We start from the raw sequence: 23205 nt of genomic DNA on the forward strand, positions 1-23205 counted from the left end.
GACAGGCCCCGGCCCGCCCCGCCGGTCACCTCGCCGAGCAGCGCCAGGATCTGCCGCTGTACGGTCACGTCCAGGGCGGTGGTGGGCTCGTCGGCGACGATGACGTCGGGCTCGGCCATCAGCCCCATGGCGATGACGGCACGCTGCCGCATCCCGCCCGAGTACTCGTGCGGGTACTGCCGGACGCGCCGTTCCGGGTCGGGCAGTGCCACCTGCCCGAGCCCCGCCACCACCGACTTCCGGGCCGCCGTCCGGCCGGCCCCGCGGTGGGTGGTCACGACCTCGGCGAGCTGGGTGCCGACCCGCAGCGCCGGATTCAGCGCCGACATCGGGTCCTGGAAGACCAGGGCGAGCTTGGTCCCCAGCAGGCGCCGGCGCTCGGCCGGGCCCAGCGCGCGCGGATCGGCGCCCGCGATCTCCAGCCGGGTGGCCCCGACCGCGCCCGGATGCGGGACGAGCCCGGCGATGGCCGCCGCGGTGAGGCTCTTCCCGGAGCCGGACTCGCCGACGATGCCGATCACCTGGCCGGGCCGGACGGTGAAGGAGACGCCGCGGACCGGCCGCACACCGCCCGGGAAGGTCACGGTCAGGTCCCGGACGTCGAGTACGGCCTTCTCGTCCACGGCCTTGTCGTCGGCGCCGGCGGTGTCGGCGGTGCCGGCGGGCACGGGCGGGACCGCCTTCGGATCGGTGGGCTCGGCCCGCCACCGGACCACGGCCCGTCCGGAGGCGGCCTGCGACAGACCCTCGCCGAACAGCGTGAACCCGATCGCCGCGATACAGATCGCCAGCGCCGGGCCGAGCGCCGTGAGGGGTGAGACGAAGATGCCGGGCATCCCTTCGCCGACCAGCCGCCCCCAGTCGTAGGTCGGCGCCTGAACGCCGAGCCCGAGGAACGACAGGCCCGCCAGCGCCAGCAGCGACTGCCCCAGGGTGACGGTGAAGCCCAGGATCAGCGGCTCGGCGATGTTGGGCAGCACGTACCGGGTGAGCCGCCGCGTCCGGCCGACGCCCAGCACCTTCGCCGCCGCCAGGTAGTCCGACCCGGCGACCGAGGCGGCCATCGTCTGGGTCAGCCGGGCGAACCCCGGCGCGGTCGCGCAGCCGATGCCGAGCACCGCCCCGCGCGCCCCCAGCCCGGAGACCACCGCCAGGAACATGGCGAGGATCAGCCCGGGGAAGGCCAGCAGAAGCTCCACCAGGGTGGTGACCAAGCGGGCGCCCCGGCGGCCGAGCACCGTCGGCAGCGCGCCGAGCAGCACACCGGCGCCGACGCCCAGCAGTGTCGCCAGCACGGCCAGCGTCAGCGACAGCCGTGCCGCCACCATCGTGCGGGCGAACACGTCACGGCCGAGGCCGTCGGTGCCGAACCAGTGCTCGCCCGAGGCGGGCGCGTTGATGTCGGCGGCGTCGATCCGGGTGGCCTCGGAGTCCCAGAACACCGGCCCGACGATCGCGAGGGCGACGGCGGCCAGGATCAGCACGAGGCCGATCAGGCCGGTGGTGGTGCGCAGCGCGCGGCGCGGCATCAGGACCTCCGGATCTGGGAACGCGGGTCGGCGAGGGCGAGCAGGATGTCCACGCCGATGTTCACGGTGAGGATCACCACGCCGTACAGCAGGACGATGCCCTGCGCGACCGGGTAGTCCTTGTTGGTGATCGACTGGACCACCCGTGAGCCGACCCCGGGCCAGGCGAACACGTTCTCCACGATGACGCTGCCCGCGACCGCCCCGGCCAGGAGCATCCCGGCGATGGTCAGGGTGGCGGTGAGAGTGTTGGGCAGGACGTGCCACAGGTAGAGGCGGGCGGGCTTGAGGCGCTTGGCCCTGGCCACCCGCACGTACTCCTCACCGAGCACCCGCAGCGTCTCCAGCCGGACCAGCCTGCTGATCAGTGCGACGGGGCCGAGCGCGAGCGCGGTCACCGGGAGGACGAACGTGGACGCGCCCTCCTTGCCCCCGGGCGGCAGCCACTTGAACGTCACCGCGAACACCACCACCAGCGTGATCGCGATCACGAACTCCGGCACCGCCAGGATCACCCCGGACATCGAGGCGAAGGCCATCTCGGTACCCCGGTGCCTGCCGTTCTCGGTCCGCGCCGCGAGCCACATGCCCAGCGGGACCGCCAGCAGCAGGGTGATCGGCACGGAGAGCGCGGCGAGCTGCAGGGTGCTGGGCAGCCGGTCGGCGATGACCTGCCGCACCGGCTCCTGGGAGATGATCGAGGTGCCCAGCTCGCCATGGAACAGGCCGGTGAGGTAGTCCCAGAACTGGGTGTGCAGGGGCTTGTCGAGCCCCAGTTCGGCCCGCCGTGCGGCGACCACCTCGGCCGAGGCGGTGGGGCCGAGCGCGGCGCGCACCGGGTCGCCGGGGATCAGGTGGATCATCGCGAACGAGGCGGTCACCACCACCATGAGCGAGAGCACCAGCCGGGCCAGCCGCCGTACGACGAAGCGCATGGCTCAGCCCTTCAGCATCCGGATGCTGGTGGGCACGATCGAGCCGCCGACCACCTGCAAGGTGGCCTTGCGCAGCCCGATCAGCGCGGACCGGTTGACGATCGGCAGCAGGTCCACGTTCTTGAACAGCGCCGCCTCGGCCTGCTTCCAGAGCTCGCAGCCCGGCTTCCCCAGGGTGGCCGTCGCCCGCTCGGCCAGCTTGACGTACTCGGCGTTCTTGATCCCGGAGAAGTTGGTGCCCTCGGGCGCGGTCGTCCTGGACAGGAACGGCATCAGCTCGATCGGCAGGCTCACCGTGACCGGCAGCCAGACGACCTCCCAGTCGCCCGCGGAGAAGAGCGTCCGGTCCACCTCGCTGTCGAGCACGCCCTTCATCTCCAGATGGGCGCCGAGCTGCTTCCACTGCGCGGCCAGGTATTCGCCGGCCGCAGTGGCGCCCGCCTCCGTGGATTCGTAGAGGTAGCGCAGGCGCAGCTTCTTGCCGTCCTTCTCGCGGATGCCATCGGAGCCCGGCTTCCATCCGGCGGCGTCGAGCGTGGCCTTGGCCGCGTTCTGGTCGAAGGCGGGCAGGTTGCCGGTGACGCTGTCATAGACGCAGGCCCGCGGCTCGATCGGGGTCAGCGTCGTCTGCGGGGCGCCCGAGCCGGAGCTGGCGATCTTGGCCAGCTCGGGCAGGTTCACCCCTTGCGCGAGCGCCTTGCGCACCGCGGGGTCGGCGGCGGGCCGGCCCGTGCCCTGGTTGAGGAAGAGCTGCCCGGGTCCCTGCGCGATCTTCTTGACCTTGACGCCGGGGGTGCGCTCCAGCCGGGCGCGGTCGGGGCCGCTCGACGACATCGCGTTGGCCTGCCCGGACACCATCATGTTGAGCTGGGTGGACTCGCTCGCCACCGTCCTGATCACGATCTTGGAGGGCAGGCCCTTGGTCCGCGCGGTCACGCCCTGCCCACCCCAGGCGTACTCCTTGCGGAGCGTGTAGGTGCGGTGGTCGCCGGGCACGTTCTCGCTCAGCGCGTACGGCCCGGTGCCGACCATGCCGCGCTCCAGGAGCTTGCGGTCGGTCAGCCCCTTGCCGCAGACCAGGAAGACCGACATGGCGCCTTGCAGGAGGAACCCGTACGGCTTGGGCGTGTTGAGCGTGACCGTGCCCGCCGTGTCGTCGGCCGTCGCCTTCGTCCCGACCGGTACGTAGATGCCGAGCAGCGGCGACTTGTTCTTCGGGTCGGCGAGATGGCTGAAGTTGGCCGCGACCTGGGTCGCGGTCAGCTTCGACCCGTCGTTGCAGATCACGTCGTCGCGCAGGTTGAACTTGACCGAGCTGGGCTTGACCTCCCAACTCTTGGCCACGACCGGGACGGCCGAGCCGTCCGGGCCCATGGCCACGAGCGTGTCGTAGGCGTAGGCCAGTGCAGCGTTGGTGGCCGTCCCGGTCGCGGTGGCCGGATCGAACTTGCCCGGGTCGGCCGACGTGACGGCCGTGAAGGTGCCGCCGTCGACGTATTCGTCGGAGCCCGGCGTGGATGAGGAACCGCTGTCGCCGCTGCACGCGGTCGCGGCGAGCGCCAGTGTGGCGGATACCACGGCTGCCATGGCCTTGTTCATGAAGTCTCCTTCTGGATTCCCAGTAGAGTGATGCGTTTTCGCAGGTCGGTCTTCGTGGCCGCCGACTAGATATCGACGCCGCGCTCGTCGCGGCTCCCAACCAGGTCAGGCCGGTGGGGCTCGAATTCGAAGTCGAAGACGGCGCCGGTGAGCGCGACCGGGCGGCCGTGCAGGAAGTCGCGCACCGCGGGGAAGAGCTCGGGACGCTCGAACATGGACTGGTGCGCGGCGTTCCGGACCAGGACGAAGTGGCCGCGGGTGAAGCCGTCCGCGACCGCCCGGGCGTTGGCCGGCGGGGTCCGGCCGTCGAGCGTGCCGCAGGCGAAGAGCGCGGGCACGTCCGAGCGCACGGAGGCCCGGTAGCCGTCGCCGGCGTCCGGAGCGCCGATCACCGGGCACAGGAACGGGAACGGGAAGTTCATGTAGTCCTCCAGGAGCGCCGTCTCGGCCTCCTCGGCGATGCGTTTCAGCCGCGCCGGCGTGGCCCCGGACGCGCAGTCCATGGACATCGACATCAGGCCGGGTACCGCGTCGGTGCGCCGCAGCCTGGTCTGCTCCGCCCAGAAGCCCCATCTGTCCTGTTCGGCCGCCGCCAGGTAGAGCGCGGGCAGCCTGCGCAGGAACTCCGGGGAGCCCGCCCAGTCCGCGGTGATGGCCTTGACGTCGAACTCGCCGATGACCACCCCGTCGGCGGTGGCGGGCCGCTCCCGCAGCCGCTCGAAGACCCGGCCCATCAGCCCGAGCAGGTCGGGCACCCGGCCGTCCAGCTCGGGCGCGGAGGCGGCCAGCGCGGCGAGGCGGGCCAGGTGCCGGTCGGTGTTGCCGGGCAGCTTGTAGGTGTCGTCCGGGCCCTCCACCGCCTGGAGCAGGCTGCGGTCGATCCGGTCGCCGTGCCTGCGGATCACCGCGAGGGACAGGTGGGAGCCGTACGAGCCGCCGAAGGTCCGGAAGGTCTCGTAGCCGAGGGCCGTCATCAGGTCGGCGACGTCGTCGGCGCTCTCCACGCTGGTATAGCCGCGCAGATCCACACCCCGGTCGCGCCAGAACCGCGCCGTGTCCGCCGCCTTGGCCAGCAGCTCCTTCAGGTACTCTTCCCGGCCGACCGCCCGGTCCAGCGGCAGGTCCAGCCGGAACGGCCCGTCGAGGCGGGGCCGGGACCGTCCGACGCCCCGCTGGTCGAACACGACGACATCGCCGAACTCCAGGAACGGCAGGTAGCGGCCGGGGGCCTTGGGCCAGGTCGCCAGCCCTGAGCCGCCGGGGCCGCCCTCCAGGAACACCATCGGCGGGCCCGGCTCGGGGCCCGTCCCCCGGAACCGGGCGAACGCGAGCGCGACGGTCCGGGAGGCGTCCCCGCCCCGGATCTCGGGCACTTCCAGGGTGCCCACCTCGCAGGGCACCCGGCGGGCGCCGTCGGCACTGACCATGACGTGCTGGTCGATTCGCATCGCTGCTCCTCGCGTCGGGATCTCGGCACAGCAGCCAAGCCGAAGAGGAGCGGAACAGCATGGTCACGGGCGCCAAAGCACGGCGCGGGCCTTTGTCGCGTTCGCCGAGGCCGGACGGCCGCGGCCGCGCCTAGCGTTCGGGGCGTGAGCAAGGGAGGAAAGGACTTGAGCCCATGACAGCGACACAGACCCTCCGGGTGCGGGAGCTGGCCGCCCTGGAAGAGCAGCACGACGCGGCCGCCCTGCTCGCCCGGGTGTGGGGCGCGAGCGTCCTTCGGCCGCAGATCGACCCCGGTCTGATCAGGGCCTTCGCGCACACCGGGAACTATGTCGCCGGAGCCTACGCGGGCGCCGAGCTCGCCGGGGTCGCCGTCGGCTTCCTCGCCGGCGACGGGCACCTGCACTCGCACATGACCGGAGTGCTCCCGGCCTACCGCGGCCTCGACGCGGCCTTCCTGCTCAAGCAGCACCAGCGCTCGTGGGCGCTGGAGCGGCGCATCGGCGAGATCCGCTGGACGTGCGACCCGCTGGTCGGCCGCAACGCCTACTTCAACCTGCACAAGCTGGGCGCGGCGGTGGTCTCCTACCTGCCCGACTTCTACGGCCCGATGGAGGACGGCATCAACCGGGGCTCGCCCAGCGACCGGCTCGCCGTGTCCTGGCGGCTGGGCTCGCCGCGCGCGGTCGCTGCGGCGGCCGGTGACCCTGCTCCGGTGCCCGACGCGCTTCTGCAGCGGGCCACCGTGGCGGTGGCCCGGGTACGCGAGGAGCCGGTGGCGCTGGACATGCCCGGGAGCGGCGCCCCGGCGCTGCTCATCGCCGTGCCGCGGGACGTCGAGGCGCTGCGGATCGCCGACCCCGAGCTTGCGGCCCGCTGGCGGCCGGTCGTCCGGGAGGCCATGCAGGCCGCGCTCGCGGCCGGTTACACCGTCACCGGGATCTCCCGGGACGGACACTACGTACTGGAGGACAGGTCATGAAGCCCACCGGGATCGAGCTACGGCGCATCGGCCTGCCACTGGTGTCCCCGTTCCGTACCTCGTTCGGCACGGAGACCCACCGCGACATCCTGCTCGTCCGGGTGGTGACACCGGAGGCGGAGGGCTGGGGCGAATGCGTGGCGACCTCGGCGCCGCTGTACTCCTCGGAGTACGTGGACGGCGCCGCGCACGTGATCCGCCGCCACCTGCTGCCCTGGCTTGAGGGTGTGGAGACCGCGTCCGGGGTCGCCCCGGCGCTGGCGGTGTTCAAGGGCCACCCGATGGCCAAGGCGGCGCTGGAGATGGCCTGGCTGGACGCCGAGCTGCGGACGATCGGGATCTCGTTCGCGCGGTTCTTCGGCGCGCTGCACGGCTCGGTGCGCGCCGGAGTCTCCGTCGGGATCATGGACTCGATCCCGGAGCTGCTGGAGGCGGTCGAGGGTTACCTGGACCAGGGGTACGCACGGATCAAGCTGAAGATCGAGCCGGGCTGGGACCTGGAGCCCGTCCGGGCCGTACGGGAGCGGTTCGGCGATGACGTGCTGCTCCAGGTGGACGCCAACACCGCCTACACCCTGGCCGATGCCGGGCATCTGGCGCGGCTGGACGCCTTCGACCTGCTGCTGGTCGAGCAGCCACTGGCCGAGGACGACCTGCGCGGCCACGCGCGGCTGGCCACGGTGATGCGCACGCCGATCTGCCTGGACGAGTCGATCACCTCGGCCCGGTCGGCGGTGGACGCGATCATGATGGGCGCGTGCTCGATCGTCAACATCAAGCCGGGCCGGGTCGGCGGCTACCTGGAGGCCCGCAGGGTGCACGACGTGTGCGTGGCGCACGGCGTCCCGGTGTGGTGCGGCGGGATGCTGGAGACCGGGCTGGGCCGGGCCGCCAACCTCGCGCTGGCGGCGCTGCCGGGGTTCGTGCTGCCCGGCGACACCTCTGCCTCAGACCGCTACTACGCCCGTGACATCACCGCGCCGTTCGAGTTGGTCGGCGGGCGGGTCAAGGTGCCCACCGGGCCTGGTCTCGGGGTGGAGCCCGCCGGTGACTTCCTCGACGAGATCACGGTCGGGACCGAATGGCTGCCGCTGTGATCGACGACCTGGCCGATCTCCGGCACCGCTATCCGGGCAGGTAGGCCACGGCTTCGAACTCGACGCGGGCGCCGAAGGGGAGCGCGCCCGCCTCGATGCAGGTCCGGGCGGGCCGAGGTTCCCGGAAGTAATCGGCGTAGATCGGATCGAACTCGGCCCGATCGGCGAGGTCGCCGAGGTAGACGGTGACCTTGACGACGTCCGACAGGCCGGCCCCGTGCTGCTCCAGTTGGCCGCGCAGGTTCGCGAAGGCCAGGTGGGTCTCCGCGGTGATGTCCCCGGGAAGCTCGCCCTGATCGTCCACCCCGAGCTGGCCGGAGACGAAGAGCAGGTCACCGGCTCTCCTGACCGGTGTGTACGGGTGCATGGCCTGGCCGTACCGGGGTGAGGCTTCAGGCATGTGGACTCCCGGGGTCGGTGCGGCCGGTCAGGCCGGTGGCTTGGATTTGAGCCCGCTTCCGCAGAGCGGGGCGACGATCTCGTCTCCGGCTTCGGCCGGCCTTTCCGGGAACGCCTGGATGGCGGCCCAGCACACCGCGGCTGTCGGTTCGACATGGAGCCCCGCGCGCGCCAGGGCGGAGTGAGCCGCGCGGATGTGCGGCTCGGCGACGGTGACGATCTCCCCCTGCGTGGCCCGCACGGCGGCCACGATCTGCTCGGCGCGGGCGGGCCGGGCGATCGCGATCCCTTCGGCGATGGTGCCGCCGGCGGCACCCGCCTGTGAGACGGCGCGGCCACGGTTGAAGGCGTGCGCGAGGGGCGCGCAGTTCTCCGCCTGCACCGCGACGATTCTCGGCAGCCCGTCGATCAGCCGCTGATCCAGCAGTTCCCGGCAGCCGAGATAGGCGCCGAGCACGAGGGTTCCGTTCCCGGCCGGAAGCACCAGGGTGCCGGGGAGCCGGCCGTCGAACTGCTCCCAGAGTTCGAACACATAGGTCTTGGTGCCGTGAAAGAAGAAGGGATTGTAGACGTGGCTGGCGTAGAACACGTCCGGATCGTCGGCGTCCAGGGCCGCTGCCGCCGCGGTGTCCTCCCGGGTCCCGTCGACCTGGCGAACGGTGGCGCCATACGCCCGCAGTTGCGCCACCTTCCCCGCCGACGTCGTCGCGGGGACGTAGACGTCGCAGACGATTCCGGCGCGGGCGGCGTATGCGGCGATCGCGGCGCCCGCGTTCCCGCTGCTGTCGGCGACCATGCGCCGCACACCGAGCCGCTCGGCCAATGCCGCCACCAGCACCGCCCCACGGTCCTTGAAGGAGCCGGTCGGCATCAGATAGTCCATCTTGAGGAACACACCGCGCTTCGCCGGTGCGGGCACCAGCGGCGTCCCACCTTCACCCATGGTGATACCGGCCGGTTCGGGAACCGGCAGCGCCTCTGCATACCGCCAAAGGCTCGGCCGCCGCCGGGCGAGCGCTGAGGCGTTCGCCATCACCGCGGTGAAGCCCTCCAGGTCCAGCACACCGCGGCAGTCGCCGCAGCGCCATCGCAATTCATCCAGGGCATGGGTCCGGCCGCAGGTGACGCATTTGAGAACCATGCTGTCGAGCGAGGCGCCGGCCAGGACATCGGACGTCGTCATTGTTCCTTCTCCGCCCTGCTCGCTGCCGCATACCGGCGTTCCCGAAGAGTTAGACGTAGCATCCAGGTCCTCATACACTCTGTCAAGACACATAGACTGGGTCTCTGGACAACCTGTCTGTATCCGATTCGGGATCTGTGAGGCGGCGATGGCGGCACCGAGGAAGAACGCGCGCGACGATGGATCCGCCGACCTGCTGCTGGACACGCTGCGGCCGGTGGTCGAAGGGCTGGTCGCGACCTTCGGGCCCAACTGCGAGATCGTCCTGCACGACTACCGGCGCCCGGACGCGAGCGTCGTCGCGATCGCCGGCACGGTCACCTCGCGACGGGTCGGCGGCGCGATGAGCGAGATCGGCCTGGACCTGCTCGCTCAAGGCGACACCGCCGAGGACAAGCTGAACTACATCACCCGCACCGCGGACGGACGCACCATCAAGTCGTCCACGATCCTCCTACGGGACGACACCGACCACGTTTTCGGTGCGCTCTGCGTGAACCTCGACATCACCGAACTGCGCCTGGCCGTCAAATCGATGAGGGATCTCATCGGAGAACCGGAACCCGCCGCGATGCCGACGACCCTGTTCTCCGACGACATCCAGGACGTCCTCGTCGCGATAATCGGCCAGGAGGAGGAGCGTCTGGGACGTCCCCTCGCCCACGACACCCGGCAGGGCCGTCTCGAAGTCATCAAAGCCCTGGACTCCCGCGGAATCTTTCAAATGCCCCGAGCAGCGAACGTCGTGGCCGAGCACCTGGGCGTATCTCGCGCCACCGTCTACGCCGACCTCAACACCGTCAGAGGCGTCCGGGCGGGCTGAGCGCACCGGGCCGTACGATGCGGCAGGCCCGCACGACGGGAGACGTGCGGGCCTGCGGTCACGGTCAGCCGGTGTAGTTCGGCACCTTGGGGATGGGGTTGCCGGGGGGCTTGGCGATCGGCGGCTTGCCGGGCTTTGACGGCTTGCCGCCGGGTCGGCTCGGCTTCGGCTGGCCGGGCGAGGTGGGAGGAGGCTTGGGCGTGGCGGTGGCGGCCTCGGCGGTGGCCAGGCCGGTGCCGGCCAGGCCGACGCCCAGGGCGACGGCTGCGATAAGGGATTTCAGGCGCATTGATGTTCCTTCCGGTGGTGTTTCATTCCTTGACGACGACAGGGGTGCCGATCGCCAGGTTCTTGGCCATCCAGGTGATGTCGTCGTTGCCGACCCGCACGCAGCCGTGGCTGACCTTGCTGCCCAGCGCCGACGCCTTGTTCGTGCCGTGCACGGCGAGTTGCCCGGGGCCGCCGGCGAACGTCTTGAGCGTCGGCGAGAAACCGCTCAACCCGAAGGCGTACGCGCCGTAGTCGCCGTTGGGGTTCGGCGGTTTGACCAGCTCGGTGAAGTAGAAGCGGCCGGCCGGGGTAGGGGTGCCGCCCTCGCCGGTGGCGACCTTGCCGGTGCGCAGGACCTTGTCGCCGTCGAAGACGGTGAACGTGAACGCCTTCGGGTCGATCTCCACCCGGCGGGTCGTCGACGACAGCCTGACATCGGACGCCTTGACCCAGCCGGTGCTGCCGTTGGGTCGGATCGGCAGCAGCACCTTGAGCCAGTCGCCGTCCTTGGCGTCGACGAGGAGGACCCGGGTGGCGCCCATCTCGTTGGGGCTGGACAGCGTCCTCCAGGCCGCGCCGTCGCCCTTCTGTTTGTGCACGGCGATCTGGCGGCCGCGCACTGTCGCTATCTCCGCGCCGCCCTGCCGCTGTGGCTCGGCGGCGGCCGCCGGGTGGTCCGCGCCGGGCGGGCCGTCCCCCGATCCGCCTCCGCTCGACGAGCCGCAGCCGGCCGGCCCGGCGATCAGGCCGGCGGCGAGCAGGGCGCCGGTGTGAATCTTGACGTGGCGCATGTCGCGAGATGCTGGCCGAGGAGTGTGAAGAACCTGTAAGGCCGATGTGATGATCCCGTGGTGCCGGTCACGCGTCGCCTACGCTCGGGGACTATGTGCGCAAATGTCCTGGTTGCTGAGGATGACGCCAAACAGGCGGAGCTGCTGCGGCGCTATCTCCGGCGCGAAGGGCACTCCGTGGTCGTCGTCCACGACGGGCGGGCCGCGATGGACGAGGCTCTCGCGCGCCGCCCCGACCTCGTCCTGCTCGATGTGATGATGCCGGGCGTCGACGGCCTCGAAGTGTGCCGCGGGCTGCGCGCCGAGTCCGACGTGCCGGTGCTGATGCTGACCGCCCGCTCGACAGAGGACGACCTGCTGCTCGGCCTCGACCTCGGCGCCGACGACTACGTCACCAAGCCGTACAGCCCGCGCGAGCTGATGGCCCGGGTGCGCACGCTGCTGCGGCGGGCCGGGCAGGGAAGCGGCGAGCGGGTGTACCGGGTCGGCGGCATCACGGTGGACCCCGAGCGGCACACGGTGCTCGCGGACGGGCGCGAGGTCGAGTGCACGCCCGCGGAGTTCCGCATCCTGGAGGCACTGGCCGCGCGGCCGGAGCGGGTCTTCACCCGGGCGCAGCTCCTGGAGCACCTGCACGGCTTCGACCGCTTCATCACCGAGCGCACGGTCGACGTGCACGTGAAGAACCTGCGCAAGAAGATCGAACCGCAGCCCCGCCGCCCCGTCCGGCTGCGCACGGTGTACGGCGTCGGGTACAAGCTGGTCGGCGACCATGCGCCATAGCCTGCTCGTACGACTGGTCGCCAGCTCGGTGCTGATCGCGGTGTGCTCGATCGTGGCGACCGCGTGGCTGGCGGCGCGCAGCACGTCCGGCGAGATCCGGCATCAGCAGGGCCGGACGCTCGCCCGCGACGCCCGCATCAACGACGCGCTGCTCGGCTACGCGGCGAGCCACCCGCGGTGGGACGGCGCCGAGGAGACCGTGCACGGGCTGGCCCGGCAGAGCGGCCAGCGGGTCGCGCTGGCGACCGAGGGCGGCACCCGGATCGCGGACTCGGCGGCCGGTCGGCCGCCGCTGCCGGCGCGCGCCTCGGCCGTCGTCGACCCGCTCGCCGTGGACGTCTCGCTGGCACCCGGCGCGGCCACCGACCGGATCGACGCGCGCGCGGTCGGGCCGTTCCGGCTGCCCGAGCCCGAGCGGGTACGGCTGCGCGAGCAGGTCGACGCGCAGGCGGCCTGCCTGCGCCACGAACGCCAGCGCGCCACGGTCGCCATCGGACCCGGCGGCCGCCCGTACCTCCGCCGCGAGGGCGGTCCGGCCACCACGGCACCGAGCACGGACCGCCCGCCCCCGCCCGTCGGCGCGCCGTCCGGACACGGCCCTTCCACACCGCGAGCGGCGCTCGCCGGGCCGCCCGGCGTGGCGCTCGTGCGAACGTCCGGAGGCGAAGAGGTACGGCTCGCCGACGGTGCGGGGGTCCGATCGGTCGCGGCCGCGACGACGCCGAACCCCGCTCCGTCGACCGAGCCGGCGGGAAAGCCGAAGCAGCCGGGGACCGCGCCCGGCAGGCCGCCCGGCGATCGGCCGGAGGACCGCCCCGCGGTGACGCCGGAGCGCACGGTGCGTTCCGCGCCGTCGAGCCCCGGCTCGCCGCCGTGCTCACCGGACGCGCCCGGGCCGACCACCACCGAGAAGCGCGCGCTCAACCAGCTCGCCGCCCTGGTCCGGCAGTGCCACGGAAGCCGGGTCGACGTGTGGCTGGACGAGACCGGCAAGCCGGCCGCTCCGGCGTCGGCCGCCGAGTGCCTGGCCACCGCGCGCCGCGCCCAGTTGAAGCCGTACGTCGCGCCGGCCACGCTGCTCTACATCGGCTCGCCGGAGGACCGTACGCCGGCCATCGACCCGTACGGCATCGCGGGGGTCACCGCGGTGATCCTCGCCCTGGCGGCCGGGGTCAGCGTGCTCGTCGCCACCCGGCTGATGCGGCCGGTGCGGGCGGTGACCGCGGCGGCCCGGCGGATGCGGGCCGGCGACGGCTCGGCACGGGTCATGGTGCGCGCCAAGGGCGAGGTCGGCGAGCTGGGCGCCGCGTTCAACGAGATGTCCGAGCACCTGGACCGCATGGAGCGGCAGCGCAAGGCGATGGTCAGCGACGTGTCGCACGAGCTGCGCACGCCGCTGAGCAACATCCGCGGCTGGCTGGAGGCCGCCCAGGACGGCGTGGCCGAGCTGGACCCGGCGCTGACCGCTTCGCTGGTCGAGGAGGCCATGTTGCTGCAGCACATCGTGGACGACCTGCAGCAGCTCGCGCTCGCCGACGTGGGCAGGCTGCGGCTGCACCCCGAGCCGGTCGACGTGGCCGACCTGGTCGAGCAGATCGCGACCGTCTACCGCGCCGCGGCCGAGGCCGCCGGGACGGTCCTGACCGTCGAGGTGACCGGTCGTCCGTCCTTGGACGCCGATCCGGTACGGCTGCGGCAGGCGGTCGGCAACCTCCTCGCCAACGCGGTCCGCTACACGCCGGCCGGCGGACGGGTGAGCCTGCGCGCGTACACCGACGGCGAGGACGTGCTGATCGAGGTGTCCGACACCGGGCCGGGCATCGCGCCCGAACACCTGCCGTACGTCTTCGACCGGTTCTGGCGCGCCGAGAAGTCGCGCAGCCGGCAAACCGGCGGCAGCGGACTGGGCCTGGCCATCGTGCGCCAGCTCGCCGAGGCGCACGGCGGGTCCGCGGCGGTGCGCGGTGAGCCGGGCCAGGGCGCGACGTTCGTCCTGCGGCTGCCCCACTCGCCGGACCACGGCGAAAAGCCATCGCCGTAAAACCAGCGCTCCACGAACGCCACTCGGCCAAGGCGGCGTCGCTCACCGAGCCGTAGCATGATCGGCACGTGGGTCTTCTACCACTGGGCGGGTCGGGGGGCGTCGTGGCCGGGGTTCAGCAGAAGGCGGCGTTGAGGAAGGTCATGATGGCGGGGGAGGGATCGTCTGGCTTGTTGCGGTTGATCGACAGTGCGACCTGGCGGCGGGTGTCGGTGGAGGTGAAGGCGACGGTGAGATAGCCGGGTATGCCGCCGCCGTGCCCGTGGATCCGGATGCCGCAGCCCAGTGTGGTGGTCTCGACGCCCAATCCGCCGGTCTCGGCGGTCATCTGGGCGAGGAGGTCGGGACGGACGAGGCGGCCGCCGAGCAGCGCGGCGAAGAAGCGGTTCAGATCGGCGGTGGTCGAGACGATCTCCCCGGCGGAGGCCGCCATGGTGGGGTTGAGGAGGGTCATGTCATAGACGACGTCGCGGCCGTCGCGGCGGACGGTCGCGTAGCCGTCGGCGTGCGGCGAGGGCAGCCGGGGGTCGGCGCCGGGCAGCACGGTGCCGTGCAGGTGAAGCGGTGTGAGGACGCGGCGGGTGATCTCGGTGCGGAACGAGTGGCCGGTGGCCTTCCCGATGATCAGCCCGAGCAGGATGTAGTCGTTGTTGGAGTAGGCGTAGTGCGTGCCGGGGGGATACGGGGCGCGGGGCAGCCGGTTGGACAGCCGGGCCAGTTCGGTGAGTCTCCACGTGCGCCAGCGGTCGCGCGGCAGGCCCTGGTCGTCGATCAGCGCGTCGGTGGGGTCGGGCAGGCCGCTGGTGTGGTTCAGCAGATGGCGGACGGTGATGTCGGCGGCGCCGCCTTTCACCAGGCCGGGCAGCCAATGTTCGACGGGGTCGTCCAATCCGATGCGGCCCTCGGCGACGAGCTGGAGGACCACGGTGGCGGTGAAGGTCTTGGTCACGCTGCCGGCGCGGAACCGGCCGTCGCGCGGGGGCGGGGCCGGACGGTCGACGCGCGCACGGCCACTGGTGGCGCGCCACACCCCGCCGTCCCGTCTGACCTCGACGGTCGCACCGGCTTGCCCGGTGGCGACGATCGCGTCGAGAGCGGATCGCAGTGCCTTGTCGTGAGTTGGCGGCGCGGCCTTGGCCGGACCGGTGATCGACAGCACGGCGACGGCCGCGCACACGCCGCCGGTGAGGCGGACACCCAGGGAGATCATGACGACGAGCCTGGCAGCACCGGCAGGCGGCGATCATCAGGGTTCGCCCCTGAGCCGCCCCTGATTCACGCACCCACGAGAACCGGCTTCTGGATTACACGCCGGGCCGAGAAGCCGACAGTCCGGAGGGTCATGAAGCGGGCTGGTTGTCGCGTTGGCCGGGGTGGAGGTGGGCTCCTCTACAGTGCTCGGGTGGATGTGAGTGCGATGCTTGAGGGGTATGCGTATCCGGAGACGGCGCCGTGGTTGCGGGCGAACATGATTGCGACGCTGGACGGGGGGATCCAGTACCGGGGGAGTACGAGCGCTCTCGGTTACTCGGGTGACTGGGCCTTGATGCAGCATCTCAGGACGTTGGCCGACGTTGTGATCATGGGGGCCACGACCGTCCGGGAGTATGGGTCGTATCCGCCCGGCGCGCCGAAGCTGGCGATTGTGTCGCGGAGCCTGCGGCTCGATTTCGAGGGGCCGCTTTTCGTTGAGGCGCCCACACCGCCGATCGTGGTTACTTGTGGCGCGGCTCCGGTCGAGCGGCTGCGCGAGGCGGAGAGGCGTGCTGAGGTCATGGTTTGCGGTGCCGATTCCGCGGACATGGGCGAGGCTTTGCAGCGGCTGGCGGAGCAGGGGTATGCGCGCCAGCTCTGCGAGGGCGGGCCGGTCGTGCTCGCTGAGGTCGCCGCTGCGGGGTGGTTGCATGAACTGTGTTTGACGTTGAGTCCGTCCATCACCGCCGGCGACGCCGCGCGCATCTTGGACGGTCCGGTTATCGATATGCAGAGCATGGAGCTTTGCCACGCGGTTCAGGATGGAAACTACCTGTTCCTGCGTTACCGCATGGCGCAGACCTAGATGACATTGTGGCGCATGTAGGCGGGAGGGCGCCAGCCGAGAATGCTTTCGACCATGTTCACCGCTTGTGTTGCCTCTTCGATGTCGTGGACCCGTACAATGCGCGCACCGCTCAGGATGGACACGACGAGCGTGGCGAGGGTGCCCTCGATGCGTTTTTCCTGCTCTCGCTTCAGTGTCTCCCCGATGAAATCCTTGTTGGACACCGCCACCAGCAGGGGGTAGCCGATCTGGGCGATCTCTGGGAGGCGGCGGGTCAGTTCAAGTGAGTGGCGGGTGTTCTTGTTCAGGTCGTGGCCGGGGTCGATGATGATCCGGTCTGAGGGCACGCCGCGTTTTTCCGCCAGGTCGGCCCGCCGGCGGAGGAACTCGGCGACCTCGGAGACCACGTCGTCGTACTCCGGACGAGGGTAGGGGGTCCGGGGGTCGGCGAGGCTGTGAGTGATGACGAGGCCGCTGCCCGTCTCTGCGACCACGTCGGCGAGGGCGGGGTCGTGGAGTCCGCTTGTGTTGTTCAGCACGTCAGCGCCGGCGGCGAAGGCGGCGCGGGCCACGTCGGGACGGTAGGTCTCAACGGAGATGACCGCGTCCGTACGGGATCGGGCGCCCTCGATCACGGGTACCACGCGGTCTATCTCTTCTTCGACGCTCACCGGGGGGCCCGGGGCGAAGGGAACACCGCCGATATCGAGCCAGTCGACCTCGTGGATCAGAGCGTTCTCGACGGCCATGAGCGCCTTATCCAGGCTGAATGTGCGGCCCCGGTCATGAAAGGAGTCGGGTGTGCGGTTGATTATCGCCATTATGGCCACTTGGCGGGAGAAGTCAAATGTGCGCCGCCCGATCGTCCGTTGAGGACTGATGAGCTCGGGATAGTAGACACTTTCGGGCACCTGGACCACCTCGGTTGAATCGGACGCCAAGCATAGCAAGCGGACGGCCGACTACCTGTCCGCTCGCACCCGTCGCCGTCCCGCGCTCGTGACGAGTCGGAGTCAGAGCCTGGCCGCTCGCCTTGACATCGGCCGGGAAGGCTACCTCGCGGTGCGCGGTATGACCGATTCTGCGCCCTATCTGCCCAGCGGTCATTTCCTTTGATCCTCGGAGCAAAGAGCGGTCACCAAGAGGGGGTGAGTGGCGGAGCGGCTGATAGTGCCGGGAAATGGGGGACGACCTCTTCGCCGAGTTGGGCCACCACTTCGGCCGCGGGCCTGCGGCCGTGCTGGACGCCCAGGGCGGCGTGGTTGATGCCTTCTTCTTGCCAGCGGTTCAGGAGGTCGAGCAGGCCCCGTGTGCCGGTGCGCAGGACGAAGCCGCCGCGCAGCGGGGTCGGCGGGTGGCCCGGGTCTTCGGTGAGGTCGATCCACTCATTGGTGATGACCGGACGGAATTCCTGTCCGGGTATCAGGTTCCGCCACGTGGTGATTTTGCGGCCGAGTGCTCGCGGCCCGTCCGCGGTGGCGGTCACGCCCGGGTAGATGAGCCAGCCGTCGGCGTTCTCGGCGATCCATTCGGGTGACTGCTGCGAGGAACCGGTGATCAGCAGCGGGATGCGTCCATGGGTCGGCTTGGGGAGGAGGTCCAGGCCGTCGCCGGACTTCGGCTCGTGCAGTTTCCGGAAGGTGTCGACCGCGTCCCGGTACCGGGCGCCGCGCGTCTCGTAGTCGACGCCGTAGGCGGGGAATTCCACCGGACGGTCGCCCGAGGCGGCGCCGAGGACCAGCCGCCCGCCGCTGAGGTGGTCGATCGACGCCGCCTGTTTGGCCAGGTCGATGGGATGCCGCAAGGTGAAGATGACGCTGCCCGCCGCGAGGGAGATCCGCGAGGTGCGCGCCGCGAGCCAGGTCAGCGCCGACCACGGGTCGTACACCTGGCCCACGTCGCCGAAGCCGGGGTCGGCGAGAGGGACGTCGCGTACCCATGCCGCCGCGAAGCCCGACCGCTCGGCGTCCTCCACCACGGCGCTCTGGCCCTGCATCGCCGCCATGTTCCCCGGATACGGCCACAGCGGCAGGAACAAGCCGACCGTCAGCCTGCCGGGGGCGAACATGCGCTCGTATCCAGGGTGCCCTTTCCATGAAGAAGCCGTCGTCCATGAAGCCGTCATCGTGCCCTCCTGGTTGGAACGTTCGATCCAGACTATAGGACGCTGGAGCGAACGTTCCAACCAGGTAGGCTGTCGGCATGGCAGCCCAGCCGTCGTCCACGGAGAGCGACACGCGCGGCCGCATCGTCCAGGCCGCCGCGGCGCTGCTCCAACGCCAGGGGTACGAAGGCGCCTCGGTCAAGCCCATCGCCCGGGCTGCCGGAGCCTCCGTCAGCTCCGTCTACCATTTCTTCCCCGGCGGCAAGCAGGAACTGGCCATCGAGGCGATGAGGTACGGCGCCGCGGAGTTCAGCGGGGTGCTCGCGCGGGGCCTGTCGTCCAGCGACGACCCCGCCCAGGCCGTGGCCGCCTGCGCGCTTCTCCAGGCCGAGACGCTCAAGCAGTCGGACTGGAGTGACGGCTGCCCCATCGCCGTCACCGCGCTGGAGACCGTCGGCCGCGTCCCCGGCATCCAGCAGACCGCGACCGAGGCCCTGGTCCACTGGCAGGGCATGGTCGCGGCCAAGCTGGAGGGTTCCGGGATCGACCCGGCCGCCGCCCGCGCCCTGGCCGGCACCGTCATCGCGATGCTGGAAGGGGCCGAGCTGCTGAGCCGCGTCACCGGCGACGACGCTCCTTTCCGCGACGCCGCCGTCCATCTCGCGCAGTTGGTCAACGCCTCCCTCGGCTGACGCGCTGGACGTCGTCCGGCCGCGCGGCCTCCGGCGGGTGAGGGGCGCTGAAGCTGCGGCGGTAGGCGGTGGGGGTCGTGCCGATGTGGCGGTGGAAGTGCTGGCGCAGGACGTCGCCGGTGTTGAACCCGGTGCGCTTGGCTATCGCGTCGATGGGCAGGTTCGTGGTCTCCAGCAGCTCCCGGGCGGCGGCCAGGCGCTGCTGGGTGAGCCACTTCAGCGGGGTCATGCCCACCTGGCGGGCGAAGCGCCGGCCGAACGTCCTGGTGCTCATGGCGGCGCGCTCGGCCAGGCGGCCGATGGTCAATGGCTGGTGGAGGCGCTGGACGGCCCAGTCCAGCACGGGCGCGAGTTCGTCCGCGCGGATCGGGCCGGATGCCGGGAGCGGCGCGTACTGCGCCTGATCGCCTTGCCGGTGCGGGGCGATGACCATCCGCCGGCCGACTTCGGCGGCGACCGCGGAGCCGAAGTCGCGCCGGACGATGTGCAGGCACAGGTCGATCCCGGCGGCCGTCCCGGCGCTGGTGAGGATGGAGCCCTCGTCGATGTAGAGCGCGCGTTCCCTGACCCGGACCCGCGGGTAGCGGCGGCGGAGCTCCTCGGCGTGCATCCAGTGCGTGGTGGCCTCGCGCCCGTCCAGCAGACCCGCGGCGGCGAGGACGAAGGCGCCGGAGCACAGGGCGGCGATCCGGGTTCCCCGGTCGTGCGCCTCGCGAAGCGCGTCCAGGAGCGCTGCGGGCGGCTCGTACGCAGGGGTCAGGCAGGCCGGTACGACGATGAGATCCGCGTCGCGCATGGCGTGCGGCCCTTGCGGGGCGGTCAGCCACAGGCCGTTCAGGGAGCTCTGGGTCGCGTTCGTGGTGTGGCAGAGCGTCAGGTCGTACCACTGCGGGGTCAGGTCGAGGCGGTCCCGGCCGAAGACCTCGCAAGGGACGGCCAGCTCGAAGAGCGGCGAGTCCTCCAGGACGGGAATGGCGACGCGGCGGCGCCCCGGTTGATCCGGCATGGCGCAAATCTACTCCTCCACGTCCTTTTCGCCAGTGGTGGGGACCGGCCCGGTCGCCCAGGCTGGGGATCATGGCGGAGACAGAGATCATGGCGCGGACGCCCGGCGGATCGTCCCTGGAGGCGCCGGGGCCGCTGGACATCGGCGCGCGGGAGGGCGCACGGCTGCTGGCCGACGTCGTCGCGCTGGTCGGACGGCACGCGGAGACGGTGGCCGAGGGGCCGGTGGCACCTGCCGAACCGGGCACGGGGAAGATCCGTGACTGGCTGGACGGCTACCGGTTCGACGCGGCCCGTCCGGCCGCCGAGGTGGTGCCCGAGATCATTCGGGAGCTGCGGAGCTGGGGGGTGCAGACGACGCATCCGCGCTATTTCGGCCTGTTCAACCCCACGCCCACCTGGTGGGGCGTGGCGGGCGAGCTCATCGCCGCGGCGGTCAACCCGCAGCTCGCCGCCTACAGCCACGCCGAGGCCGCCGTCGAGATGGAGCGGCACGTCCTGCGCTTCCTCGCCGCCCGGCTGGGGATGCCGGGCACCACGGAAGGGAGCTTCACCGTCGGCGGCGCCGAGGCGAACCTGACGGCCGTGGTCGTCGCGCTGACGCGCCGGTTCGGCTCGTACGCCGAGTCCGGCCTGGCCGGGCTGCCGGCCCGGCCCGTCCTGTACGCCTCGGCGGAGAGCCATCTCGCCTGGCTGAAGATCGCTCACCTGACCGGCCTCGGCCGCGACGCCGTCCGGCTGGTGCCGGCGGACGCGGCGCACCGCCTCGACGGCGAGCGGCTGCGCCGCATGCACCAGGCGGACCTGGACGCGGGCAGGGCGCCGTTCCTGCTGGTCGGCACCGCCGGGACGACCGGCGGCGGCGCGCTCGACCCGCTACCGGAGCTGGCCCGCCTGGCGGACGAGTGGGGCCTGCACTTCCACGTCGACGCGGCCTGGGCGGGGGCCCTCGCGCTCTCGGACCGGCTGCGTCCGCTGCTGGACGGGGTGGAGCGCGCCGACAGCGTCACCGTGGACGCGCACAAATGGCTGTCCGCGCCTATGGGAGCCGGAATGTTCCTCACCCCGCATCCCGAGGCCCTGGCGGACGCCTTCCGGGTCAGCACCTCGTACATGCCGCCCGACACCGAGGGGGCCGCCGACCCGTACACGACGAGCGTCCAGTGGTCGCGCCGGTTCGCCGGGCTCAAGGTGTTCCTGGCCCTGGCGGCCGTTGGCCGGCAGGGCTTCGCCGAACAGCTCGAACGCGATGTCGAGCTGGGCGTGCTGCTGGCGCGCCGCCTTGCCGAGCACGGCTGGAGCCGGATCAACGACACCCCGCTGCCGCTCGTGTGCGTCGTCGACCCCGGCGCGGACGCGCTGGACCGGGAGCGCAGCGCGCGATGGCACGCGGCCGTCGCCGCCCACGTCGTCCGGAGCGGACGGGCCTGGATCAGCCCGGTGAGCGTGGGCGGCCGCCCCGCCGTCCGGTTGTGCGTGACCAGCCACCGCACCAGGGCGCAGGACGTCGAGGACGTGGTCGACGCACTGGGCCGGGCGCGCGACGAGGTGAACGGCTGAGCCACGGGGCGCCCTGGCCCAGCCGTGGCAGAAGAGCTGGTCGACGCCGCGCTCGGCGCGGATCGGGACGCGGCGTTCGTCAGAGGGGCCCGGTGAAGTGGGTTCGGGCCGTGTCGCGGAAGTCGGCGACCAGCGGGTTGCGGTCGTTGGCGCGGGTGGCGACGACGACCTGGCAGGGGTCGATTCCGTCCAGGGGGAGGGCGGCGAGGTCGTCCCTGAGCGTGATGCGCCGGTCACCGGCGGGCAGGACGGCGAGGGCGCGGCCGTCAGCGATGAGTTCCAGCTTGTCCTCGAAGGTGTCGACGACGATCGGGCCGAGCGGTGCCGGGTGGCCGCCGGGGCGGGGTTCGAGACGCCAGAACTCGCTCCAGCCGGCGCCCGTGCCGGTGCCGGTGCACGGCACAAGGGCTTCGTCGGCGATGTCGTCGGGGGTGACCGATTCCTTGCCGGCCAGGCGGTGGGAGGCGGGTACGACGAGCACGCGGGGTTCGTCGTAGAGCACGGTCACCTGGAGCCGCTCCGTCGACGACGGGAGCGGCGCGCGCGCGATGAGCGCGTCGACCCGGCCATCGGACAGCGCGCCGGTCTCGTCCCAGTTCAGGTGGCGGGTGCGGACCTGGGCCGCGGGGTGGCGGCGCCGCAGATCGCGCACCGCGGGAGTGATCACGAGGTCGTCGACGTACCCGATGGTGATCGTGCGGGGCGGTGCCGCGGCGCGCGCGGTCAGCGTGGCCTGCTGGGCGGCGTGCAGGAGCGCCTGTGCCTGGGGGAGGAACGCGGCACCGGCCCCGGTGAGGCGGCTGCCCTGCGGTGTGCGGTCGAGCAGCCGGACTCCGAGCTGGTGCTCCAGCCGCTGGATCTGGCGGCTCAGCGAGGGCTGAGCCAGGTGCAGCGCGTCGGCGGCGCGACCGAAGTTCAGATGCTCCGCCACGACCGTGAAGTAGCGCACCAGCCGCAGGTCGAGGTCGGCGTCGATGGCGCGCGCGGTCGACGGAACCGGATTATCAGCCACATATCCAGCCTAACCGTCATGCGGTTCGCGTATGACGGGGTGCAACACAGGTCTTGGACACCCGGCTCGGCGCGTCGTTGACTCGACATCGTCCGGTGCGGCGGAGAACCGCCTCCGGACGAGGACAATGGACGGCTTTGAGAACAGGGGACATCCGCTATGGGCAAGTACGACGGCAAGAGTGTCGTGATCACGGGAGGCAGCAGCGGTTTCGGTCTCGCCACCGCGGAACTGCTCGCCGACGAGGGCGCCCGCGTCCTCATCACCGGACGCGACCGGGCCAGGCTGGACGCCGCCCGCGACCGGCTCGGCGAGAACGCGGTCACCGTGCGGAGCGACGCCGCCTCGCAGGTGGACATCGAGGCGCTGGCCGACCGGGTCAAGGCAGAATTCGGCACGCTGGACGCCCTGTTCGCCAACACCGGCGTCAACGGTTTCGCGCCCTTCGAGGAGACGACCGAGGAGCTTTACGACGAGCTGTTCGCGATCAATGCGAAGGGGCCGTATTTCACCGTGCAGAAGCTCGCTCCTCTGCTGGCCGAGGGCAGCGGCGTGGTTCTGACCACCTCGGTGGCGAACGTGCTGGGCCTTCCTATGCTCAGCGCGTACGCGGCCAGCAAAGCGGCGCTTCGCTCCATGACCCGCAGTCTCGCCCGCGAGCTGCTCCCGCGAAAGATCCGCGTCAACGCGGTCAGCCCCGGCCCGATCGATTCGGGGATCCTGGAGAAGTCGATGCCCAAGGAGGCGGCCGAGCAGACCAAGGCCCAAATGGCGGCCGACAACCCCATGCTGCGCCTCGGCGCGCCTTCCGAGGTCGCCAGAGCGGTCGTCTTCCTGGCGTTCGACGCGACCTACACCACCGGCGCCGAACTCGCGGTGGACGGCGGCGGTTCCCAGCTCTGAGCCGAATTCA

Annotated in this window: 22 protein-coding genes; 9 read left to right on the plus strand and 13 right to left on the minus strand. The window is 71.5% G+C overall.

What is annotated here, in order from left to right:
- From E1298_RS13035 to E1298_RS13050, 4 genes are all read right to left on the minus strand, one after another.
- Window positions 1–1529: ATP-binding cassette domain-containing protein (locus tag E1298_RS13035; RefSeq protein WP_131892773.1), on the minus strand; the 1529-nt coding region annotated here is incomplete at its 3' end.
- Window positions 1529–2464 carry an ABC transporter permease gene (locus E1298_RS13040; protein ID WP_131892775.1) on the minus strand — a complete coding sequence of 312 codons (936 nt, stop codon included), beginning with the start codon at window positions 2462–2464 and terminating at the stop codon, window positions 1529–1531. The genes E1298_RS13035 and E1298_RS13040, both read right to left, overlap by 1 nt.
- Before the next feature lie 3 nt (window positions 2465–2467).
- Window positions 2468–4063 carry an ABC transporter substrate-binding protein gene (locus tag E1298_RS13045; RefSeq protein ID WP_131892777.1) on the minus strand — a complete coding sequence of 532 codons (1596 nt, stop codon included), beginning with the start codon at window positions 4061–4063 and terminating at the stop codon, window positions 2468–2470.
- Between the two features lie 65 nt (window positions 4064–4128).
- Window positions 4129–5511, minus strand: coding sequence for an alpha/beta fold hydrolase (locus E1298_RS13050; RefSeq protein WP_131892779.1), 1383 nt, complete (start codon window positions 5509–5511; stop codon window positions 4129–4131).
- A 173-nt stretch (window positions 5512–5684) separates the two neighbouring features.
- Here E1298_RS13050 and E1298_RS13055 point away from each other — a divergent pair, with 173 nt between their 5' ends.
- Both E1298_RS13055 and menC read left to right on the plus strand, forming a co-directional pair.
- On the plus strand, window positions 5685–6491 hold the full coding sequence (locus E1298_RS13055; RefSeq protein WP_131892781.1) for a GNAT family N-acetyltransferase: 807 nt from the start codon (window positions 5685–5687) through the stop codon (window positions 6489–6491).
- Window positions 6488–7588, plus strand: a complete 1101-nt coding sequence (gene menC / locus E1298_RS13060; RefSeq protein WP_131892783.1) for an o-succinylbenzoate synthase — start codon at window positions 6488–6490, stop codon at window positions 7586–7588. The genes E1298_RS13055 and menC overlap by 4 nt, the downstream gene beginning before the upstream one ends.
- A 28-nt stretch (window positions 7589–7616) precedes the next feature.
- Here menC and E1298_RS13065 read toward each other — a convergent pair whose 3' ends face one another.
- Together E1298_RS13065 and E1298_RS13070 are read right to left on the minus strand one after the other, a co-directional pair.
- Entirely contained in the window at window positions 7617–7988 is a 372-nt protein-coding gene (locus E1298_RS13065; RefSeq protein WP_207944595.1) for a RidA family protein, read from the minus strand.
- Between the two features lie 27 nt (window positions 7989–8015).
- Window positions 8016–9248, minus strand: coding sequence for a pyridoxal-phosphate dependent enzyme (locus E1298_RS13070; protein ID WP_207944596.1), 1233 nt, complete (start codon window positions 9246–9248; stop codon window positions 8016–8018).
- A gap of 70 nt (window positions 9249–9318) precedes the next feature.
- Here E1298_RS13070 and E1298_RS13075 point away from each other — a divergent pair, with 70 nt between their 5' ends.
- The gene (locus E1298_RS13075; RefSeq protein WP_165975446.1) at window positions 9319–9993 is read left to right on the plus strand and encodes a helix-turn-helix transcriptional regulator; all 675 of its coding nucleotides are present in this window, start codon (window positions 9319–9321) and stop codon (window positions 9991–9993) included.
- Between the two features lie 64 nt (window positions 9994–10057).
- On the opposite strand, the gene E1298_RS13080 is transcribed toward E1298_RS13075, so the two are convergent.
- Complete coding sequence (locus E1298_RS13080; RefSeq protein ID WP_131892785.1) at window positions 10058–10282, minus strand: hypothetical protein; 225 nt, start codon at window positions 10280–10282, stop codon at window positions 10058–10060.
- 22 nt (window positions 10283–10304) lie between these two features.
- Window positions 10305–11054, minus strand: coding sequence for a L,D-transpeptidase (locus E1298_RS13085; RefSeq protein WP_131892787.1), 750 nt, complete (start codon window positions 11052–11054; stop codon window positions 10305–10307).
- Window positions 11055–11147: 93 nt separating this feature from the next.
- Here E1298_RS13085 and E1298_RS13090 point away from each other — a divergent pair, with 93 nt between their 5' ends.
- Together E1298_RS13090 and E1298_RS13095 are read left to right on the plus strand one after the other, a co-directional pair.
- The gene (locus E1298_RS13090; RefSeq protein WP_131892789.1) at window positions 11148–11837 is read left to right on the plus strand and encodes a response regulator transcription factor; all 690 of its coding nucleotides are present in this window, start codon (window positions 11148–11150) and stop codon (window positions 11835–11837) included.
- Window positions 11827–13878: a sensor histidine kinase gene (locus E1298_RS13095; RefSeq protein WP_131892791.1), complete on the plus strand. Its 2052-nt coding sequence runs from the start codon at window positions 11827–11829 to the stop codon at window positions 13876–13878. The genes E1298_RS13090 and E1298_RS13095 overlap by 11 nt, the downstream gene beginning before the upstream one ends.
- A gap of 115 nt (window positions 13879–13993) precedes the next feature.
- On the opposite strand, the gene E1298_RS13100 is transcribed toward E1298_RS13095, so the two are convergent.
- Window positions 13994–15088 carry a serine hydrolase domain-containing protein gene (locus E1298_RS13100; RefSeq protein ID WP_131892793.1) on the minus strand — a complete coding sequence of 365 codons (1095 nt, stop codon included), beginning with the start codon at window positions 15086–15088 and terminating at the stop codon, window positions 13994–13996.
- 192 nt (window positions 15089–15280) lie between these two features.
- Between E1298_RS13100 and E1298_RS13105 the strand changes: the two genes are divergently transcribed.
- Window positions 15281–15937 (plus strand): dihydrofolate reductase family protein, encoded by a 657-nt coding sequence (locus tag E1298_RS13105; RefSeq protein ID WP_165975447.1) that lies wholly within the window; start codon window positions 15281–15283, stop codon window positions 15935–15937.
- Here the strand turns inward: E1298_RS13105 and folP are convergent.
- The gene (gene folP / locus E1298_RS13110) at window positions 15934–16830 is read right to left on the minus strand and encodes a dihydropteroate synthase (protein ID WP_243725554.1); all 897 of its coding nucleotides are present in this window, start codon (window positions 16828–16830) and stop codon (window positions 15934–15936) included. The two genes, E1298_RS13105 and folP, sit on opposite strands and share 4 nt — an antisense overlap.
- 224 nt (window positions 16831–17054) lie before the next feature.
- On the minus strand, window positions 17055–18044 hold the full coding sequence (locus E1298_RS13120; protein WP_131892797.1) for an LLM class oxidoreductase: 990 nt from the start codon (window positions 18042–18044) through the stop codon (window positions 17055–17057).
- 77 nt (window positions 18045–18121) lie between these two features.
- Here E1298_RS13120 and E1298_RS13125 point away from each other — a divergent pair, with 77 nt between their 5' ends.
- The gene (locus tag E1298_RS13125; protein WP_131892799.1) at window positions 18122–18715 is read left to right on the plus strand and encodes a TetR/AcrR family transcriptional regulator; all 594 of its coding nucleotides are present in this window, start codon (window positions 18122–18124) and stop codon (window positions 18713–18715) included.
- Here E1298_RS13125 and E1298_RS13130 read toward each other — a convergent pair.
- The gene (locus E1298_RS13130; protein WP_131892801.1) at window positions 18696–19721 is read right to left on the minus strand and encodes a GlxA family transcriptional regulator; all 1026 of its coding nucleotides are present in this window, start codon (window positions 19719–19721) and stop codon (window positions 18696–18698) included. The genes E1298_RS13125 and E1298_RS13130 overlap by 20 nt on opposite strands.
- Window positions 19722–19792: 71 nt before the next feature.
- On the opposite strand from E1298_RS13130, the gene E1298_RS13135 reads away from it, so the two are divergent.
- Complete coding sequence (locus E1298_RS13135) at window positions 19793–21280, plus strand: pyridoxal phosphate-dependent decarboxylase family protein (protein ID WP_131892803.1); 1488 nt, start codon at window positions 19793–19795, stop codon at window positions 21278–21280.
- Window positions 21281–21359: 79 nt separating this feature from the next.
- On the opposite strand, the gene E1298_RS13140 is transcribed toward E1298_RS13135, so the two are convergent.
- Window positions 21360–22292, minus strand: coding sequence for a LysR family transcriptional regulator (locus E1298_RS13140; protein WP_131892805.1), 933 nt, complete (start codon window positions 22290–22292; stop codon window positions 21360–21362).
- Between the two features lie 159 nt (window positions 22293–22451).
- Here E1298_RS13140 and E1298_RS13145 point away from each other — a divergent pair, with 159 nt between their 5' ends.
- The gene (locus tag E1298_RS13145; protein ID WP_131892807.1) at window positions 22452–23195 is read left to right on the plus strand and encodes an SDR family oxidoreductase; all 744 of its coding nucleotides are present in this window, start codon (window positions 22452–22454) and stop codon (window positions 23193–23195) included.
- Window positions 23196–23205: the final 10 nt, after the last annotated feature.

Source organism: Actinomadura rubrisoli, assembly GCF_004349215.1.
GTDB classification, from domain to species: domain Bacteria; phylum Actinomycetota; class Actinomycetes; order Streptosporangiales; family Streptosporangiaceae; genus Spirillospora; species Spirillospora rubrisoli.

Coding starts and splice junctions, on each gene's coding strand:
- E1298_RS13040 (WP_131892775.1), bottom strand. CDS start 2,464: ATGCGCTTCGTCGTACGGCGGCTGGCCCGGCTGGTGCTCTCGCTCATG.
- E1298_RS13045 (WP_131892777.1), bottom strand. CDS start 4,063: ATGAACAAGGCCATGGCAGCCGTGGTATCCGCCACACTGGCGCTCGCC.
- E1298_RS13050 (WP_131892779.1), bottom strand. CDS start 5,511: ATGCGAATCGACCAGCACGTCATGGTCAGTGCCGACGGCGCCCGCCGG.
- E1298_RS13055 (WP_131892781.1), top strand. CDS start 5,685: ATGACAGCGACACAGACCCTCCGGGTGCGGGAGCTGGCCGCCCTGGAA.
- menC (WP_131892783.1), top strand. CDS start 6,488: ATGAAGCCCACCGGGATCGAGCTACGGCGCATCGGCCTGCCACTGGTG.
- E1298_RS13065 (WP_207944595.1), bottom strand. CDS start 7,988: ATGCCTGAAGCCTCACCCCGGTACGGCCAGGCCATGCACCCGTACACA.
- E1298_RS13075 (WP_165975446.1), top strand. CDS start 9,319: ATGGCGGCACCGAGGAAGAACGCGCGCGACGATGGATCCGCCGACCTG.
- E1298_RS13080 (WP_131892785.1), bottom strand. CDS start 10,282: ATGCGCCTGAAATCCCTTATCGCAGCCGTCGCCCTGGGCGTCGGCCTG.
- E1298_RS13085 (WP_131892787.1), bottom strand. CDS start 11,054: ATGCGCCACGTCAAGATTCACACCGGCGCCCTGCTCGCCGCCGGCCTG.
- E1298_RS13090 (WP_131892789.1), top strand. CDS start 11,148: ATGTGCGCAAATGTCCTGGTTGCTGAGGATGACGCCAAACAGGCGGAG.
- E1298_RS13095 (WP_131892791.1), top strand. CDS start 11,827: ATGCGCCATAGCCTGCTCGTACGACTGGTCGCCAGCTCGGTGCTGATC.
- E1298_RS13100 (WP_131892793.1), bottom strand. CDS start 15,088: ATGATCTCCCTGGGTGTCCGCCTCACCGGCGGCGTGTGCGCGGCCGTC.
- E1298_RS13120 (WP_131892797.1), bottom strand. CDS start 18,044: ATGACGGCTTCATGGACGACGGCTTCTTCATGGAAAGGGCACCCTGGA.
- E1298_RS13125 (WP_131892799.1), top strand. CDS start 18,122: ATGGCAGCCCAGCCGTCGTCCACGGAGAGCGACACGCGCGGCCGCATC.
- E1298_RS13130 (WP_131892801.1), bottom strand. CDS start 19,721: ATGCCGGATCAACCGGGGCGCCGCCGCGTCGCCATTCCCGTCCTGGAG.
- E1298_RS13135 (WP_131892803.1), top strand. CDS start 19,793: ATGGCGGAGACAGAGATCATGGCGCGGACGCCCGGCGGATCGTCCCTG.
- E1298_RS13145 (WP_131892807.1), top strand. CDS start 22,452: ATGGGCAAGTACGACGGCAAGAGTGTCGTGATCACGGGAGGCAGCAGC.